The sequence below is a fragment of the Gluconacetobacter sacchari genome, from assembly GCF_014174255.1.
Lineage (GTDB): Bacteria > Pseudomonadota > Alphaproteobacteria > Acetobacterales > Acetobacteraceae > Gluconacetobacter > Gluconacetobacter sacchari.
In genome coordinates, this window is record NZ_JABEQJ010000013.1 from 22,276 (window position 1) to 37,580 (window position 15,305).

Below are 15,305 nucleotides of genomic sequence, written 5' to 3' on the forward strand. Positions count from 1 at the left end.
GTGCCGCGCATAAGCCAGCCCCCCGGACGATTCTTTCATGAAACCGGGGGTGCCCCGCCCGCGTGCGGGCGGGGCCGTCCAGATTCAGAGGGCGGCGGCGATCGCCTGACCCAGTGCCCGCAGGCCCGATGCCAGATCGCCGGTGATGTGTACCCGCAGCGCGCGCCGGCCGCGTTCGGCCAGCACGTCGAAATCACCCCGCGCCTGCGCGGCCTTGACCACGCCGAACGTGTATTTCTCGCCCGGTACCGGCAGGTCGGCGACATCGTCCGTCGTGATCTGCAAGAACACGCCGCTGTCGGGGCCGCCCTTGTAGGCCTGGCCGGTCGAATGCAGGAAGCGCGGCCCGAATTCGGCCGCCGTCGCCACTTTCAGCGCGTCGCGAATAGCCAGGCGGGTGGCCTGGATCCAGGCGATGGTCGCCTCGTCGCGTTCGACATAGGCCAGCAGCCCGACATAATCGCCCGCCTTCACCCGGCCGAAATGGGCCTTCAGGATCTCCGCCGTCGAACCGCCCTTCAGCGCCGCCGCGTTGGTCGGGTCGGCGAAGAAGGAAAAGGCACCGTCGGTCGCGAACGGCGTTTCCGCCGGCAGGGTGCCCGTTTCGTTGTAGGCGGTCGTCAGCTTCTTGGTTTCGATCTTCGAGGCCTCGACATCCGGCTGGTCGAAGGGATCGATCCCCAGGATCGCGCCCGCGACGGCGGTGGCGAATTCCCAATGGAAGAATTCCTGCGCGATCTGGAGCGGATGGTGCAGCGTGATCGTCACCACCGGCTCGCCGGCCGCGACCAGGGCGCGGATCGCCTCGTCCTGCTCGGCATCGGGCTTCGATGCCAGGCGCAGATAGGCGAAGACGCGATCCTTGCCGTACAGCGCGGGCGCGCCGAGCGTTTCCTGGTCGATCGGGACCAGACCCTTGCCGATCTTGCCCGTCGATTCCGCGATCAACTGCTCCAGCCAGGCGCCCAGATCGTAGATGCCGGGCGAGGCGACGATCGTGACCTTGTCCCGCCCGAACTGCGTCGCCGCGACACCCAGCACGGTGCCCAGCAGCACGCCCGGATTGAGCGTGGGCGGCACCGAGGCGGCGGAGGCGCGCACGCCATGCAGCGCGCTGTCCAGGAAGGGCTTCAACGGCACGCCGGAGGCGGCGGCCGGGACGATGCCGAAATTCGACAGGACCGAATAACGGCCGCCGATTTCCTTCTCGCCGTAGAAGATCTTCCAGAACCCGTCCTGCTTCGCGACCTCTTCCATGTGCGAGCCCGGATCGGTCACCGCCACGAAATGGCTGCCCACCTTGTCGCCCAGCACCTTCTTCGCGGCTTCGAAGAAATAGGCCTTGAGGATGTTCGGCTCCAGCGTGCCGCCCGATTTGGACGAGACGATGAACAGGGTCTTCGCGAGGTCGATCTTGTTCTCGAAGGCGCGAACCTGCTGCGGATCGGTGCTGTCGAGCACGTAGAGATGCCCGAAGCCCTCATGCTTGCCGAAGGTCTCGGCCAGCACTTCCGGCCCGAGGCTCGATCCGCCCATGCCCAGCAGCAGGATGTCCTTGAAGCCCCTTGCCTTCACGTCGGCCTGGAAGGCTTCCAGCGCCGGCAAGTCGGCCAGGCGGTCATCGACGATGCCGAGCCATTTCAGCCATTTGGCCTCGTCCTTGCCGGTCCATACCGTGGCGTCGCGCGCCCAGATGCGGCGCACGGTGCCGTCCTTGCGCCAGGATTCCAGGCTGGCCTTCACCGCCGCGTCGATCTCGGCCGGCAGGTCCAGCTTCGTTGCCGTCAGCTTGTCGCCCAGCAGGGCGTTCTGCTTGCCGGCCACCGAGCCCAGCAGGTCGTCGAACGCATCGGCGAAGGACGAGACGCCCTCGTCGACCAGCGTCGCCGTCACGCCGGCCAGGCCCAGCCCCAGCCGCTCGGCCTCGGCCAGCACATGGCGCGCGCCCTCGACATCCTCGGTCAGCGAGGCGCGGACCTTGCCGTGGTCGCGAAAGGCGTCGAACGTCGCGGGCGGGATGGTGTTGACCGTCTCGGGCCCGATCAGTTCCTCGACATACAGCACGTCGCTGTAGGCCTTGTCCTTGGTGCCGGTGCTGGCCCACAGCAGGCGCTGGGTCTGCGCGCCCAGGGCCGCCAGCTTCTGCCAGCGCTCGGACTTCGTCACCTCCTGCCAGTGCAGATAGGCCATCTTGGCATTGGCGATCGCCACCTTGCCGCGCAGGACCTTCAGCGTCTCGGCGTCCTTGTCGCCGGCCGCCACGCGCTGGTCGATCGCCTTGTCGATCTTGCCGTCGATGCGGCTGACGAAGAAGGAGGCGACGCTGGCGATGCCGGACACCGGCAGGCCCTTGGCGTGACGGTCTTCCAGGCCCGCGATATAGGCTTCCAGCACCGCCTTGTAGGCGTCGAGCGAGAACAGCAGGGTAACGTTGATGTTCAGCCCGTCGGCGATCACGGTGCGCACCGCCGGCGCGCCCTCGTCGGTGCCGGGGATCTTGATCATCAGGTTGCGGGCATCGACCGCCTTCCACAGGCGTCGCGCCTCGTCGACCGTGCCGTGCGTGTCGCGGGCCAGATAGGGCGAGACTTCGAGACTGACATAGCCGTCCAGCCCCTTGGTCTCCTCATAGACCGGATACAGTACCTTGGCCGCGGCCTTGATGTCGTCGATGGCCATGGTCTCGTACAAGGTGCCGGCATCGACGATGCGATGGGCGAGAATGTCCTTGTATTGCGGATCGTAATCCGTGCCCTGGCCCATGGCCTTCTGGAAGATGGCGGGGTTGGAGGTCACGCCCTTCAGCCCGTCCTCGTCCACCAGCTTCTTCAGGCTGCCATTTTCGGTGTACGACCGTTGGATGAAATCCAGCCAGGGAGACTGGCCGAACGATTCAAGCGCCTTCAGCGGATTGGCGCTGCCCTGCACACCCGCCTTTTGTACGACGTTCATGGTGTTGCTCCTTTTTCATGGCGGGGCTGGCCGGCATCGGGCCGGCCAGCCCCGTCTCTTTCCGATCAATCCGGGCCGGACCGCCCCTTCGCCAGGCGGAGGGAGCGGCCACGGGTGATCATTTGGCCAGCAGCGCGCGGGCCTGTGCCAGCACGGCGTCGACCGTGAAGCCGAACTTCTTCATCAGCGCGCCGGCCGGGGCGGAGGCGCCGAAGCCATGCATGGCGATGATCGCGCCCTGCAACCCGACATAGCGGTCCCAGCCGACCGGCGAGGCCATCTCGACCGCGATACGCGCCGTGACCGACGGCGGCAGCACGCTGTCGCGGTATTCCTTCGGCTGGGCCTCGAACAGGTCCCATGACGGCATGGACACCACGCGCGCCTTCACGCCCTCTGCCTTCAGCGTCTCGTAGGCCGAAACCACCAGCCCGACCTCGCTGCCCGTCGCCATCAGGATGATGTCGGGCGCGCCGTCGCTGTCCGCCAGCACATAGGCACCCTTGGCCAGACCGCTCGCCGGGGCATAGACGGTGCGGTCCAGCGTCGGCAGGTTCTGCCGGCTGAGGATCAGCACCGACGGGCGGTCGGTCATCGGGATCAGGGTGCGCCAGGCCTCGGCGACCTCGTTGGCGTCGGCGGGGCGGAGCGTGGTCACGCCCGGCGTCGCGCGGAGCTGCACCAGTTGCTCGATCGGCTGATGGGTCGGGCCGTCCTCGCCCACGCCGATCGAATCATGGGTGAAGATATACACCACCGGCTGGTTCATCAGCGCCGACAGGCGGATCGGCGGCTTCATGTAATCCGAGAAGATCAGGAAGCCCGAGCAATAGGCCCGAATGCCGGACAGCGAGATGCCGTTGCAGATCGAGCCCATGGCATGCTCGCGCACGCCGAAATGCAGGTTGCGCCCGCCATAGGTGCCGTTCCATTCCGGCGGCTGGAACGCGCCCGCGCCCTGGAAGGTCAGGTTGGTCTTGGTCGAGGGCGACAGGTCGGCCGAGCCGCCGATCAGCCATGGCAGGTTCGGCGCGATGGCATTCAGCACCTCGCCCGAACTCTGGCGCGACGCCACGCCCTTGGCGCTGGCCTCGTAAGTCGGGATGTCCTTGTCCCAGCCGGCGGGCAGGCGTCCGGTCAGGATCTCGTCCAGTTCCGTCGCCAGTTCGGGATATTCCTTGGCGTAGGTGGCGTACAGCGCCTTCCATTTCGCGCTGGCCGCGGCGCCACGGGCGCCCAGCCCGTTCTGGAACGTGGCCTGCACGCCGTCGGGGACGTAAAACGTTTTCTCATCAGGCCAGCCGTAAGCCTTCTTGGCCCCGCGGATTTCTTCCTCGCCCAACGGTTCGCCGTGCGCCGAGGCCGTCCCGGCCTTCTTGGGCGCGCCGAAACCGATGACCGAATGGACGATAATCAGGGTCGGACGGCTGGTCTCGGCCTTGGCGTCGGCCAGGGCCGCCAGGAACGCCCCCTGGTCGTTGGCGTCGCGGACTTCCAGCACATGCCAGCCATAGCCCTCGAAGCGCTTGCCGACATTCTCGGTGAAGGCGATATCGGTCGAGCCCTCGATCGATATCCGGTTGCTGTCATAGATCCAGGTCAGGTTGCCCAGCTTCAGATGGCCGGCGGTCGAGGCGGCCTCGCTGGCCACGCCCTCCATCATGTCGCCGTCACCGCAGAAGGTGTAGACATGATAGTCGAACAGGTCGAAGCCCGGCTTGTTGAAGCGCGCGGCCAGCCATTTCTCGGCGATCGCCATGCCGACCGAATTGCCGCAGCCCTGGCCCAGCGGCCCGGTCGTCGTCTCGACGCCCGCCGTGTGGTGGTATTCCGGATGGCCGGGGGTGCGGGAATCGAGCTGGCGGAACTGCTTCAGGTCCTCCAGCGTCAGGGCCGGGGCGTCCAGCACCTTGCCGTGCCTCACGTCGCGCACGCCGGCCAGATAGATCAGCGAATAGATCAGCATCGACGCGTGACCGATCGACAGCACGAAACGGTCCCGATTCGGCCAGAGCGGATCAGCCGGGTCGTAACTCAGCACGTTCTGCCACAGGGCGAAGGCAGGTGCCGCCATCGCCATCGGCGTGCCCGGATGCCCGGAATTCGCCTTCTGAACCGCATCCATCGACAGGGTACGAATCGTATCGATACACAGCAGATCCTCGGCAGACGGCCCTGCCGCCGCACCCTCGAACGCCCGAACGGGCTGGGTGATCATAGAACGCATTAAACCACCTTCTTCCAATGGGGAGTTACCCTGTCTCGCTCATCTGACCGGGCTCCGCGCCCGACTCCCGCCGCATGCGGCAGTGCGCATGACGACGGACAAGATTTGTCACAGAAGGGCGGTCATCACCCGTCCACTGGGACCTTATTCTTCATTTTTTTGTCATCCGGGTATGGCCCTGGCAGGCAAACCGGATGAAAAACCGGGGCAACCTTGTCACGGTCCCCCCATCCTGAGCAAGTCGTCCCGCGACGCCGGAATGACCGCCACTATTACAGCGCCCGGTGGCGCCAGGTTTCCAGTCCCGAATTTTCACGAATTCTCGACCGATTTTCCGAAGCGCGCATTTTCCTGGCGCGCCAGGACACGCCATAACAAAATCGAGACCAAGGAGACGCCCATGCCGCCATCCCGCCTTCCGATGTCGGATCATTGCGACGGACGCCGATTCTTCAACCCGGCCGCCATCCTGCCGGCCGCCGCCGGTGCCCGGCAGGGCGGCCTGGGGGAGATCCTGCGCTGGCAGCGCCGCAGGCGGGGCCTGCCCGCCTGGTCGGTCCCGCCCGTCGCGACACCGACCGGCGACCCGTACGCCCTGCCCGCCCCCGGCACCGTCCATGTCACCTTCATCGGGCACAGCACCTTTCTGCTGCGCCTGCCCCGGGCCGACGGCACCGCGCTGACGGTGCTGACCGACCCGATCTTCTCCGACCGCTGCTCGCCGGTCCGCTGGGCCGGCCCGCGCCGCGTGCTGCCGCCGGGGCGCAGCCTCGACGCGCTGCCCCGGGTGGACCTGGTGCTGGTATCGCATTGCCATTACGACCATCTGGACCTGCCCAGCCTGGCCGCGCTCGCCCGTCGCGACGCGCCCGCCGTCGTCACCGCGCCGGGCAATGCGCGCCATATCCGCAAGGCCGGCCTGCACACCATCGTGGAATGCGACTGGTGGCAGGGGCATGACATCGGCGCGCTGCGCGTCACCAGCACGCCGGCACGGCACGGATCGGCGCGCACGCCCTTCGACGCCAACCGGGCGTTGTGGTGCGGGTTCGACATCCGCCCCACGGGCGACGGGCCGGCACCATCGGTCTTCTTTGCCGGCGATAGTGGCCACGGCCGGCACTGGGCGCAGATCCGCGCCCGGCTGGGCGCGCCGGACATCGCGCTGCTGCCCGTCGGCGCCTATGATCCGCGCTTCCTGATGGAGCCGGTCCATATCACGCCCGAGGAGGCGGTGTCGGCCATGATCGACCTGGAGGCCGGGCAAGCCGTGGGCATGCATTACGGTACCTTCCGCCTGACCGACGAACCCTATGACGAACCGCTGCGCCGCCTGGCCGCCGCCCGCGCCGCCGCCGGGCTGGCGGCGGATCGCTTCGTCGGGCTGGGCCACGGCGAATGCCGCGCCCTGGCCGCCGCGCGCGAGGCCCGCGCGCATCGCGGCCTCGCGCCCCAGGGCGCCAGCGGCTAGAACCGGCACCAGGACCAGCCGCAGCGAGACCATGATGACCCACACCAATTCCGACACCCCGTCCGTCCCGGCGGATGAAGACGCCCCCTCCTTCACCCCCGAACAGATCAGCCGCCTGTTCCTCGACGCCGCGCGCGACGGCCAGGCCGACCTGGTGGCCAGCTTTCTCGACGCCGGGATGGACCCCGATACGCGCAACGAGCGCGGACATTCCGCGCTGATCCTGGCCGCCTATAACAGCCATGCCGACACCGTCGCCGCACTGCTGGCGGGCGGCGCCAGCGTGGACCTGCGCGACGACAAGGGGGCGACCGCCCTGGCCGGCGTCGCCTTCAAGGGCGACCTGGCGGTGGCGCGGCAGTTGATCGCGGCGGGGGCGGCTCTCGACGCGCCGAACCATGCGGGCCGCACGCCGCTGATCTTCGCCGTCATGTTCAACCGCGCCGCCATGGCCACCTTCCTGCTGGACAGCGGGGCCGACCCCGACCTGCGCGACGGCGAGGGCAACAGCGCGCGCCTGCTGGCCGGGCGGCTGGGCCTGACCGAACTCGCCGCGCGGATGCCGGCACCGCCGGCCGCCTGACACGCATGCGGGGCGGGGCATATCCGTCCGGTGCGCCTTGCGGTAGAACGAACGCGGCCCGGCATCAGCCGGGGCGCCTCACAGCCTTGCGTCAGCGGAACCCGTCATGAGCCGTTTCTGGAGCCCCATCGTCCACAGCCTGACACCCTATGTCCCGGGCGAGCAGCCGAAACTGGCGAACCTGATCAAGCTCAACACCAATGAATCGCCCTATGGGCCGTCACCGGCCGCGCTGGCGGCGATTCGCGCCGCCGCCGACGAGACGCTGCGCCTGTATCCCGACCCCGGCTCGGACCGGCTGCGCGCCGCCATCGCCCGGGCGCATGGGATGGAAGCGGACCAGATCTTCATCGGCAACGGATCGGACGAGGTGCTGGCCCACACTTTCCAGGCCCTGCTGCGGCACGACGCGCCGCTGCTGACGCCCGACATCACCTACAGCTTCTATCCCGTCTATTGCGGCCTGTACGACATCGCCCATGAACGGGTGCCGCTGGACAGCGCGATGCGCGTCGATGTCGCGGCCTATTGCCGCCCGTGCGGCGGCATCGTGCTGCCCAACCCCAACGCGCCGACGGGCATCGCGCTGGGGCTTGACGACATCGCAACCCTGCTGCGCGCCCACCCCGACCGGGTGGTGGTGATCGACGAGGCCTATGTCGATTTCGGCGCCGAGACCGCGATCCCGCTGGTGCGACACCACGCGAACCTGCTGGTGGTGCGCACCCTGTCCAAGTCGCACGGGCTGGCGGGGCTGCGCGTGGGCTATGCGATCGGCCAGCCGGACCTGATCGAGGCGCTGAACCGCGTCAAGGACAGCTTCAATTCCTACCCGCTGGACAGGCTGGCCCAGGCGGGCGCGGAAGCCGCGATCGACGATCGGGAATGGCTTGCGCGATCCACGGGAAAAATCATAGAAACGCGAAGCGGGCTGGTCGCCAGCCTGAAGACTCTGGGGTTCGAGGTCCTGCCCTCGCAGGCGAACTTCGTGTTCGCCCGCCACCCTGATCGTGATGCCGCCACTCTGGCCGCCGCTCTGCGGGAACGGTCGATCATCGTGCGTCACTTCAGGGAACCCCGGATCGTGGAATGGCTGCGCATCACGGTCGGCACCGACGAAGAGTGTCGGATCCTGGCCGAGGCGCTGAAAGCCATCCTGAACCGAAACGCGGACTGACCGCCGATCCTCTACCGGACACGGGCCCCCGGGCCTCCGGCGGGGGCGCCCTGCGGCCAGGGGCTCTGGTACCCGCTCATGGCCGTTTGCGCGCCTGGCGCGTTTCTTCACCATCGTCCGGGCCTGCCCGGTCATTTTCATTATTCTGACATGGACACCACCATCATGCGCGCATTTCACGGCCAGATGTCCGACAACCAGCCAATCCGGCGCACGCACGCGGAAAAGCAGAAGCAATTGCGCGACCTGCGCGAAACGCTCGCGGCCATGAAGTCGCACACCGCCCCGACCCTGCGCGAAAGCGTGCAGAAGCGCATCCGCCAGCTCGAAGCCGAACTGGCCGCGGCGCCGGTGCTGAAGGATTCCAGCCCCGGCACCCGCCCCGCGCGCACCGAGGGCCGTGGCCCCCGTCGCCCGCGCACGCTCTGACCTCGGGCCCGCCCGAATCCGGCAGGGGTCGCGCTGACCCCTGCACCCCATTTCACCGCCCCCTGACGGCCTGCTAGCTCACGCGGGGGAGGCTGCGTGCCCGGTTCCTCAACACCTGTTCCTCGTAATCCATTTCCTGCATCAGGACGGATTCGGTGTCGTCGTTGATATATTGGGCGTCCCGCAGGTTGCGCAGCTCGATCCGCGAGGTGCGCAGGTTGTTCAGCCGCAGGGCCAGTTCCAGCCTCATGCGACGGATCGACACCAGTTGGGCGGCACTGGCCTCGCCACTGGTGTTGCGGCGCAACTGATTCATCCGGTTTTCATATTCCTGCATCAGCCGGGCGATGATTTCGATCCGCATTTCGCCGGCCTCGTCGCGTGTCTTGGCGCGGGTGGTCAGGCTTTGCTGCTCGTCGCGCATGGCGCGCAGCATCGTGCGGACCAGGACCAGCCGCGCCCAACTGACTTCGCGCGCCTGGGGGTCGACATCGCCGTCGGTCAGACCCTTCGTCAGCCAGGGCAGCGTGAAACTGGCCATCAGCAGCGACACCAGGATCACCCCGACCGCCACCGTCACCAGCAGGTCGCGCGCGGGAAAGCCCGCCACGCCCTCGGCCGCCTGCGGCAGCGACAGCACGGCCGCCAGCGTGACGGCGCCACGCACCCCCGCGACGGTGGTGACCAGCAATCCGCGCCAGCCGGGCCAGCGGAACACCCCGTGATCATGCCGGGCCCGCCAGGCCGCGGCACCCAGGATCAGCGCCACCCCGGCCACGCGCAGGATGCACATCGCCAGATGGATGGCGACGATCAGCAGCAGCAGCAGCCAGGGCGAGCGGTCGGCGGACCGTACCAGCGCCATGCCGCTGCCCGCCAGCGCCGGCAGTTGCAGGCCCAGCAGCAGGAAGATGACGGAATTGAAGATGAACCCGACCATGTCCCACATCGTGCGGGCCTGAAGGCGCGTCGTGATCTGGGTTTCCTGGAGCACGCCGGTCAGCTTGATGGTCATGCCGCCCGCCACCGCCGCCAGGATGCCCGAGCAGCCGACCGCCTCGGCCGACATGTAGGCGGCGAAAGGCAGCAGCAGCATGAAGGTGATCTGGGTCGGCGGATCGTCATACCCCCGGGCGAGCAGGATCTTGTCCAGCCGCGCCGCCGCCAGGCAGACGCCGATGCCGATCGCGATCCCGCCCAGCGACAGCAGGCTGAACGTGGTCAGCGCCCCGCGCAGCGAGAACGCGCCGGTCATGGCCGCGACGGTCGCGAAACGGAAGCAGACCAGGCCCGAGGCATCGTTCAGCAGGGACTCGCCTTCGAGCATGTGGACGATGGTGCGCGGCACGGAGGCGCCCAGCATGCCGCCCACCGCCACCGCATCGGTCGGCGACAGGACCGCCGCCAGAGCGAAGCAGACCGGCAGCGGCAGGAGCGGCAGCATCCAGTGAATCGCGTACCCGCACAGGATGGTCGTCGCCAGGACCATCGGCCCCGCCAGGGCGAAGATGATCGTGCGCAACTGCCCGAATTCGCGCATCGGCATATGGAACGCGTCGCGAAACAGCAGCGGCGGAATGAACAGCAGCATGAACATGTCCGGATCCAGCCTGACATGCAGCCCGGCGATCGACCCCAGCACGCCCAGGGCGATCTGCAACAGCGGCAGCGGAACCGACACCGGCAGCAGACGTACGGCCAGACTGCTGAAGGCCGCGACAAACAACAGGATCAGGCTGAGGATAACGTCATGCATCGGCGGTCTTCGACCTGTTCCCCCGCTTTGGCGCGCGAGGCGGACAGCACCTCCGGTCCAAGATGGGCGCACCATACACATGCCCTCCCGGACTGACCACCGGAGGCTCCATGACACGATGGTGACAGAAAGGCACCACCAACGACCGACAAGGCGTCTCCCGCCCAGAACACGCGGACGATACAAGCGCCATCGGTACGGCGTCGGCGGTGGCGCCCCCTCCCCCGCGATCAGCCCTTCAGACAACGAGGACAGGCGAGCATGTCATCCAGCAATTCCGCCCTTCAGGCGCGGCGCGAGGCGGCAGTGCCGCGCGGCGTCGGCTCGGCCACCACCATCCATGCCACCCGGGCGGAAAATGCCGAACTGTGGGATGTCGAAGGCAGGCGCTACATCGATTTTGCCGGCGGCATCGCGGTGCTGAATGTCGGGCATCGTCACCCGAAGGTGATGGAGGCGGTGCGGCGGCAGCTCGACCTGTTCACCCATACGGCGTTCCAGGTCGCGCCGTACGAATCCTATATCGCGCTGGCCGAGCGGCTGAACGCGCTGGCGCCCTTTCCCGGCCCGGCCAAGACCATCCTGTTCACCACCGGCGCCGAAGCCACCGAGAACGCGGTGAAGATCGCCCGCGCCGCCACCGGGCGCAGCGGCGTGGTGGCCTTTACCGGCGGATTCCATGGCCGCACGCTGTTGGCCTCGGCCCTGACGGGCAAGGTGCAGCCCTACAAGGCACCGTTCGGCACCATGCCCGGCGGCGTCTATCACCTGCCCTTCCCGGCCGGCGATAGTTCGGTCGCCGACAGCCTGCGCGCGCTCGACCTGCTGTTCGCCGCGGATATCGACCCGACGCAGGTCGCCGCCATCATCATCGAACCCGTGCAGGGCGAAGGCGGCTTCCGCGCCGCCCCCGCCGCATTGCTGCACGCCCTGCGCGCGGTCTGCGACACGCACGGGATCAAGCTGATCGCCGACGAGGTGCAGACCGGCTTTGCCCGCACCGGCAGGATGTTCGGCATCGAACTGTCCGGCGTGGCGCCCGACCTGGTGTGCGTCGCCAAGTCGCTGGGCGGCGGCATGCCACTGTCGGGCGTGATCGGCCGGGCCGAGCTGATGGATGCCGTCGGCCCCGGCGGGCTGGGCGGCACTTATGCCGGCGCGCCGCTGGCGTGCGCCGCCGGGTTGGCGGTGCTGGACGTGATTGCCGAGGAAGGGCTGGTGGAACGCGCCGACGTGATCGGCGCGCGCATCCGCGACCGGCTGGACGCGCTGCGCGGCAAGCCGGGGCTGGTGCCCTTCAGCGCCGCGCGCGGGCCCGGTGCGATGATCGGTTTCGACATTCTGGAAGCCGACGGCAAGACCCCGCGCAAGGGTGGCGCCGGCATCATCTGCGCCCGTGCGGCCGAACGTGGGTTGATCCTGCTGTCCTGCGGTGTGCTGGGCGAGACTGTTCGCATCCTGGTGCCCCTGACCGCACCTGACAGCGTGATCGAGGAGGGGTTGGCGATGATCGAGCAGGCTCTGGCGGCCTGAAATGTGGAGAGGCTGTTTTGGAAGGAACGGCCTCTTCTTTGCCGTGAGCGATTTGAATCCAGGGCTCCGCCCTGAACCCGGCAGGGCCTGAGGCCCTGCACCCCAGTCATTTGGTTTCCACAGTGCGCTGCCCTTTGGTGGCGGGCAGCGGCCGCCTGGTCAGGCGGCCCCGGCGGCCATCTTGGCGGCTGCCCGCGCGGCCTGCTTCTCTTCCTCGGTCCAGACTTTGCGCTCGCGCTTCTGCTGCGGCTTGATTTCCTTGGGCGGCGCGCCGCCCAGCAGGGGCGGACGCATGGTCGAGTTGCGCGCCGCTTCCGAATGCCACGGGTGATCGTCCTGGACGGTCAGGGTGCGACCGATTTCCTGTTCCACATCCCGCAGCCAGACGCGCTGCTCGGCATCGCACAGCGTGATGGCAAAGCCGTTGCGCCCGGCGCGGCCGGTGCGGCCGATACGGTGGACGTAGCTTTCCGGCAGGCTGGGCAGATCGTGATTGAAAACATGGGTGACGGTATCGACATCGATGCCGCGCGCCGCGATATCCGTCGCCACCAGGACTCGCGCGGTGCCGGCGCGGAAGGCATCGAGCGCGCGCTCCCGCTGGCCCTGCGACTTGTTGCCGTGCAGGGCCTCCGCCGTGATACCGGCCTCGGTGATGAAGGCGCAGACGTCGTTGGCGATGTTCTTCTGCAACGTGAAGACGACCGCCTGGCCGATGCCGGGCGTTTGCAGCAGGTGCAGCAATGCCGCCTTCTTGTCTGCGGCATCAACGAACATGACCGACTGTTCGATCCGGTCGACAGTGGTCGAGGGCGGAGCGATCTCGACCCGTGCCGGGTCGCGCAGGAGGCTTTCAGCCAGCGCCGCGATGGATTTCGGCATCGTTGCCGAAAACAGCACCGTGTGCCGGTCCTTGGGCAACGTCGCGACGATGCGTTCGATCGGCTTGGCGAAACCCATATCGAGCATCTGGTCGGCTTCGTCGAGCACCAGTGCCTCAAGCTGCGACAGGTCGCACAGGCCCTGATCGACCAGATCCAGCAACCGCCCCGGCGCGGCCACGATGATGTCGACACCCGCCTTGAGGGCATTGACCTGATGAAACTGGCTGACGCCGCCGAAGATCGTCGTCACGCTGAAATCGAGATGACGGCCGAAGCTCTCGAAACCATCCGCGATCTGCGAGACCAGTTCGCGCGTGGGCGCGAGAACCAGGACGCGGGCGCCGCCCTTGGGCGCCGGGCGAGGCGACGCAGCCAGGCGATGCAGCAGCGGCAGCGCGAAGGAGGCCGTCTTGCCCGTGCCGGTCTGGGCCATGCCCAGCAGGTCGCGGCCCTCCAGCAGCAGCGGGATCGACTGGGCCTGGATCGGGGTGGGGGTGACATACTCTTCCTCGGCCAGCGCGCTCAGCAGGGCCGGCGCCAGGGAGAGATCGGCGAACGTCATGGACATGGTCAAGCGGCGCCTCCGGCGCTCAGTCAAGGCTGCGCCTGTTCGGGCTTCGCTGGTTGGGGACGCGGGGGTTCTTACGGGAGATGCCGCATTGCGTCAACGCGAGGAGCAGGGGCTGTTACGGAACGCTGGATCGAGAAAGCGTTGCTGAACACGTCTCCTGAGTTCATGCTCGGTTCGAATGAAGGGTTCGGCGTCGCAGGAGCGCCGCTGCACGACAGGATGGCGCTAAACAAGCAGGCGAGATTTCCTAGAGAAAGTTGCAACAGCCGGTAATGCGTACGCGTCGGCACAAGACACCCCTCCATGCGGTTTTTCCTCGCGGGATTGTCTCCTTGCGCGCCTTTGGCGGGAACTCGCATCATCATAGATGACTGCACACATCGTCAATGGGCCGGTGCATCGCAACGAACGCGCCGATCGACACTTTGTAGGGCCGCATGAGTCCGTTGGCATAATTGGCCTGCTCCAAGCGGAAAGCCGCGCTGTTGGCTGGTTTCGTGCGCGGCGTCGTGACACTTGAGCGGGCACTGGAGAAATATAACGTCTGCCCATCCGGTGATAAACCGGTTGCGACCTCGTTGCCGGTGCTGTTGATCGGGGCATCAAAATGCAACGGCGTACACCAGCCGGTTGTGGTTCGGAACGCGATAAACAGATCCTTTGCGCCCAGCGTGCCCGCACGGTTGCTGGCGAAGACAATGAAGCTCTCATCCGGCGCGATGGTCGGATCCATGTCGCGGGTCGTTTTATCCGCACCAGGGATGACGATGGGCGACGGTGCCGCAAACCCATGACCTACCGGCGCGGCGCGATAGATCGCCGTTCCGGTTGAGCCCATCTTCATGAAATACAGGACGCCGGCTCGGGTGAAGCTCGGATAAAGGTCATTGTCGGTCGCCGAAGCTGGCTCGGGCAGGGCCAGCGTGGTCAGGCCGGTCTTGAAATCGTATCGATACAAGCGATAGACCGCCCCGGTGGCGGGACGGATCGAGGCGAACACGATCGACGTGCCGTCAGGGGACACGGCCGGGTCGGTGTCCTTGTCCACTCCGGAGAACGGTGCGACTTGAGGGGCGGACCATAGGCCGTGCCGTCGCATCGCGGCGAAAATGGTCAAGCCATCCCATGTCGGCTGGCTTTTGGAGAAATAGACGGTATTGCCATCTGGAGTGAATGCGGCGTTCAGAGTAAAGCCCGGATCGCTGGAGAAGGGCTGGAATACGCCGAACCCGGCGGGGGAAACGGGAGGGTTATCCCCGGCGAGCGCAGTTTGCGTCATACCTGCGAGAAGGGCCAGTCCGAGGCCCCATCGTCCGAGCAAGGAAGGGCGTACCATTGACGTTGCCAGTCTCCTTGCTGGGCGTTGACGGCGATGTCGCCGCCGCCGTAACGTTTCTGGAAGCGACGATAACCACGAACCGTCCGCTCTCAAACATGAATCATAATAAGATTATAGAAAGGTAATTTGCGGTAACTCCTGCATGGCAGTTGCCGCAATATGCGTAATGCAGATTGGCTACTCTCGTTGAGACGGTATTTATGACTCCTGCGAACCGAATCTTCATGGCAATTACCTGCGCGAGCATGCCGGTTTTTCTCTGTGCCGCTGCGCCGCCGCCCGATGGGACGCCCGTCACCTTGGCGCATGAAGCACCCGGCTGCGCCGGCCCTACGCCCCACGCGTGCATCGGCTTGGCGCTTGAGGCCATGGGTGGCGCGAGT

The 15,305-nt window shown here is 67.0% G+C and carries 10 protein-coding genes; 5 read left to right on the forward strand and 5 right to left on the reverse strand.

The features are described 5' to 3' along the window. Positions 1 to 84: 84 nt before the first annotated feature. Together HLH48_RS11140 and tkt are read right to left on the reverse strand one after the other, a co-directional pair. The gene (locus HLH48_RS11140) at positions 85 to 2,952 is read right to left on the reverse strand and encodes a bifunctional transaldolase/phosoglucose isomerase (protein ID WP_182997587.1); all 2,868 of its coding nucleotides are present in this window, start codon (positions 2,950 to 2,952) and stop codon (positions 85 to 87) included. Positions 2,953 to 3,070: 118 nt separating this feature from the next. Then, positions 3,071 to 5,179 (reverse strand): transketolase, encoded by a 2,109-nt coding sequence (tkt, locus tag HLH48_RS11145; protein ID WP_182997588.1) that lies wholly within the window; start codon positions 5,177 to 5,179, stop codon positions 3,071 to 3,073. Positions 5,180 to 5,579: 400 nt separating this feature from the next. Between tkt and HLH48_RS11150 the strand changes: the two genes are divergently transcribed. The 4 genes from HLH48_RS11150 to HLH48_RS11165 all read left to right on the forward strand — a co-directional run bounded on the left by HLH48_RS11150 (position 5,580) and on the right by HLH48_RS11165 (position 8,839). Further along, positions 5,580 to 6,650: an MBL fold metallo-hydrolase gene (locus HLH48_RS11150; protein ID WP_182997589.1), complete on the forward strand. Its 1,071-nt coding sequence runs from the start codon at positions 5,580 to 5,582 to the stop codon at positions 6,648 to 6,650. Positions 6,651 to 6,684: 34 nt separating this feature from the next. Next, positions 6,685 to 7,233: an ankyrin repeat domain-containing protein gene (locus HLH48_RS11155; protein WP_182997662.1), complete on the forward strand. Its 549-nt coding sequence runs from the start codon at positions 6,685 to 6,687 to the stop codon at positions 7,231 to 7,233. Between the two features lie 106 nt (positions 7,234 to 7,339). Then, entirely contained in the window at positions 7,340 to 8,410 is a 1,071-nt protein-coding gene (gene hisC, locus HLH48_RS11160) for a histidinol-phosphate transaminase (protein WP_182997590.1), read from the forward strand. Between the two features lie 165 nt (positions 8,411 to 8,575). Beyond that, a complete protein-coding gene (locus HLH48_RS11165) occupies positions 8,576 to 8,839 on the forward strand; it encodes a mitochondrial import receptor subunit TOM20 (protein WP_182997591.1) in 264 nt (87 codons plus the stop codon). A gap of 73 nt (positions 8,840 to 8,912) precedes the next feature. Here the strand turns inward: HLH48_RS11165 and HLH48_RS11170 are convergent, their stop codons facing one another. Further along, positions 8,913 to 10,595: a Na+/H+ antiporter gene (locus HLH48_RS11170; protein ID WP_182997592.1), complete on the reverse strand. Its 1,683-nt coding sequence runs from the start codon at positions 10,593 to 10,595 to the stop codon at positions 8,913 to 8,915. Between the two features lie 261 nt (positions 10,596 to 10,856). Here HLH48_RS11170 and gabT point away from each other — a divergent pair, with 261 nt between their 5' ends. Beyond that, positions 10,857 to 12,128 carry a 4-aminobutyrate--2-oxoglutarate transaminase gene (gene gabT, locus HLH48_RS11175; protein WP_182997593.1) on the forward strand — a complete coding sequence of 424 codons (1,272 nt, stop codon included), beginning with the start codon at positions 10,857 to 10,859 and terminating at the stop codon, positions 12,126 to 12,128. A 159-nt stretch (positions 12,129 to 12,287) separates the two neighbouring features. Here gabT and HLH48_RS11180 read toward each other — a convergent pair whose 3' ends face one another. Further along, complete coding sequence (locus HLH48_RS11180; protein ID WP_182997663.1) at positions 12,288 to 13,580, reverse strand: DEAD/DEAH box helicase; 1,293 nt, start codon at positions 13,578 to 13,580, stop codon at positions 12,288 to 12,290. A 364-nt stretch (positions 13,581 to 13,944) separates the two neighbouring features. Then, positions 13,945 to 14,919, reverse strand: a complete 975-nt coding sequence (locus HLH48_RS11185; protein ID WP_182997594.1) for a TolB-like translocation protein — start codon at positions 14,917 to 14,919, stop codon at positions 13,945 to 13,947. Between the last annotated feature and the right edge of the window lie 386 nt (positions 14,920 to 15,305).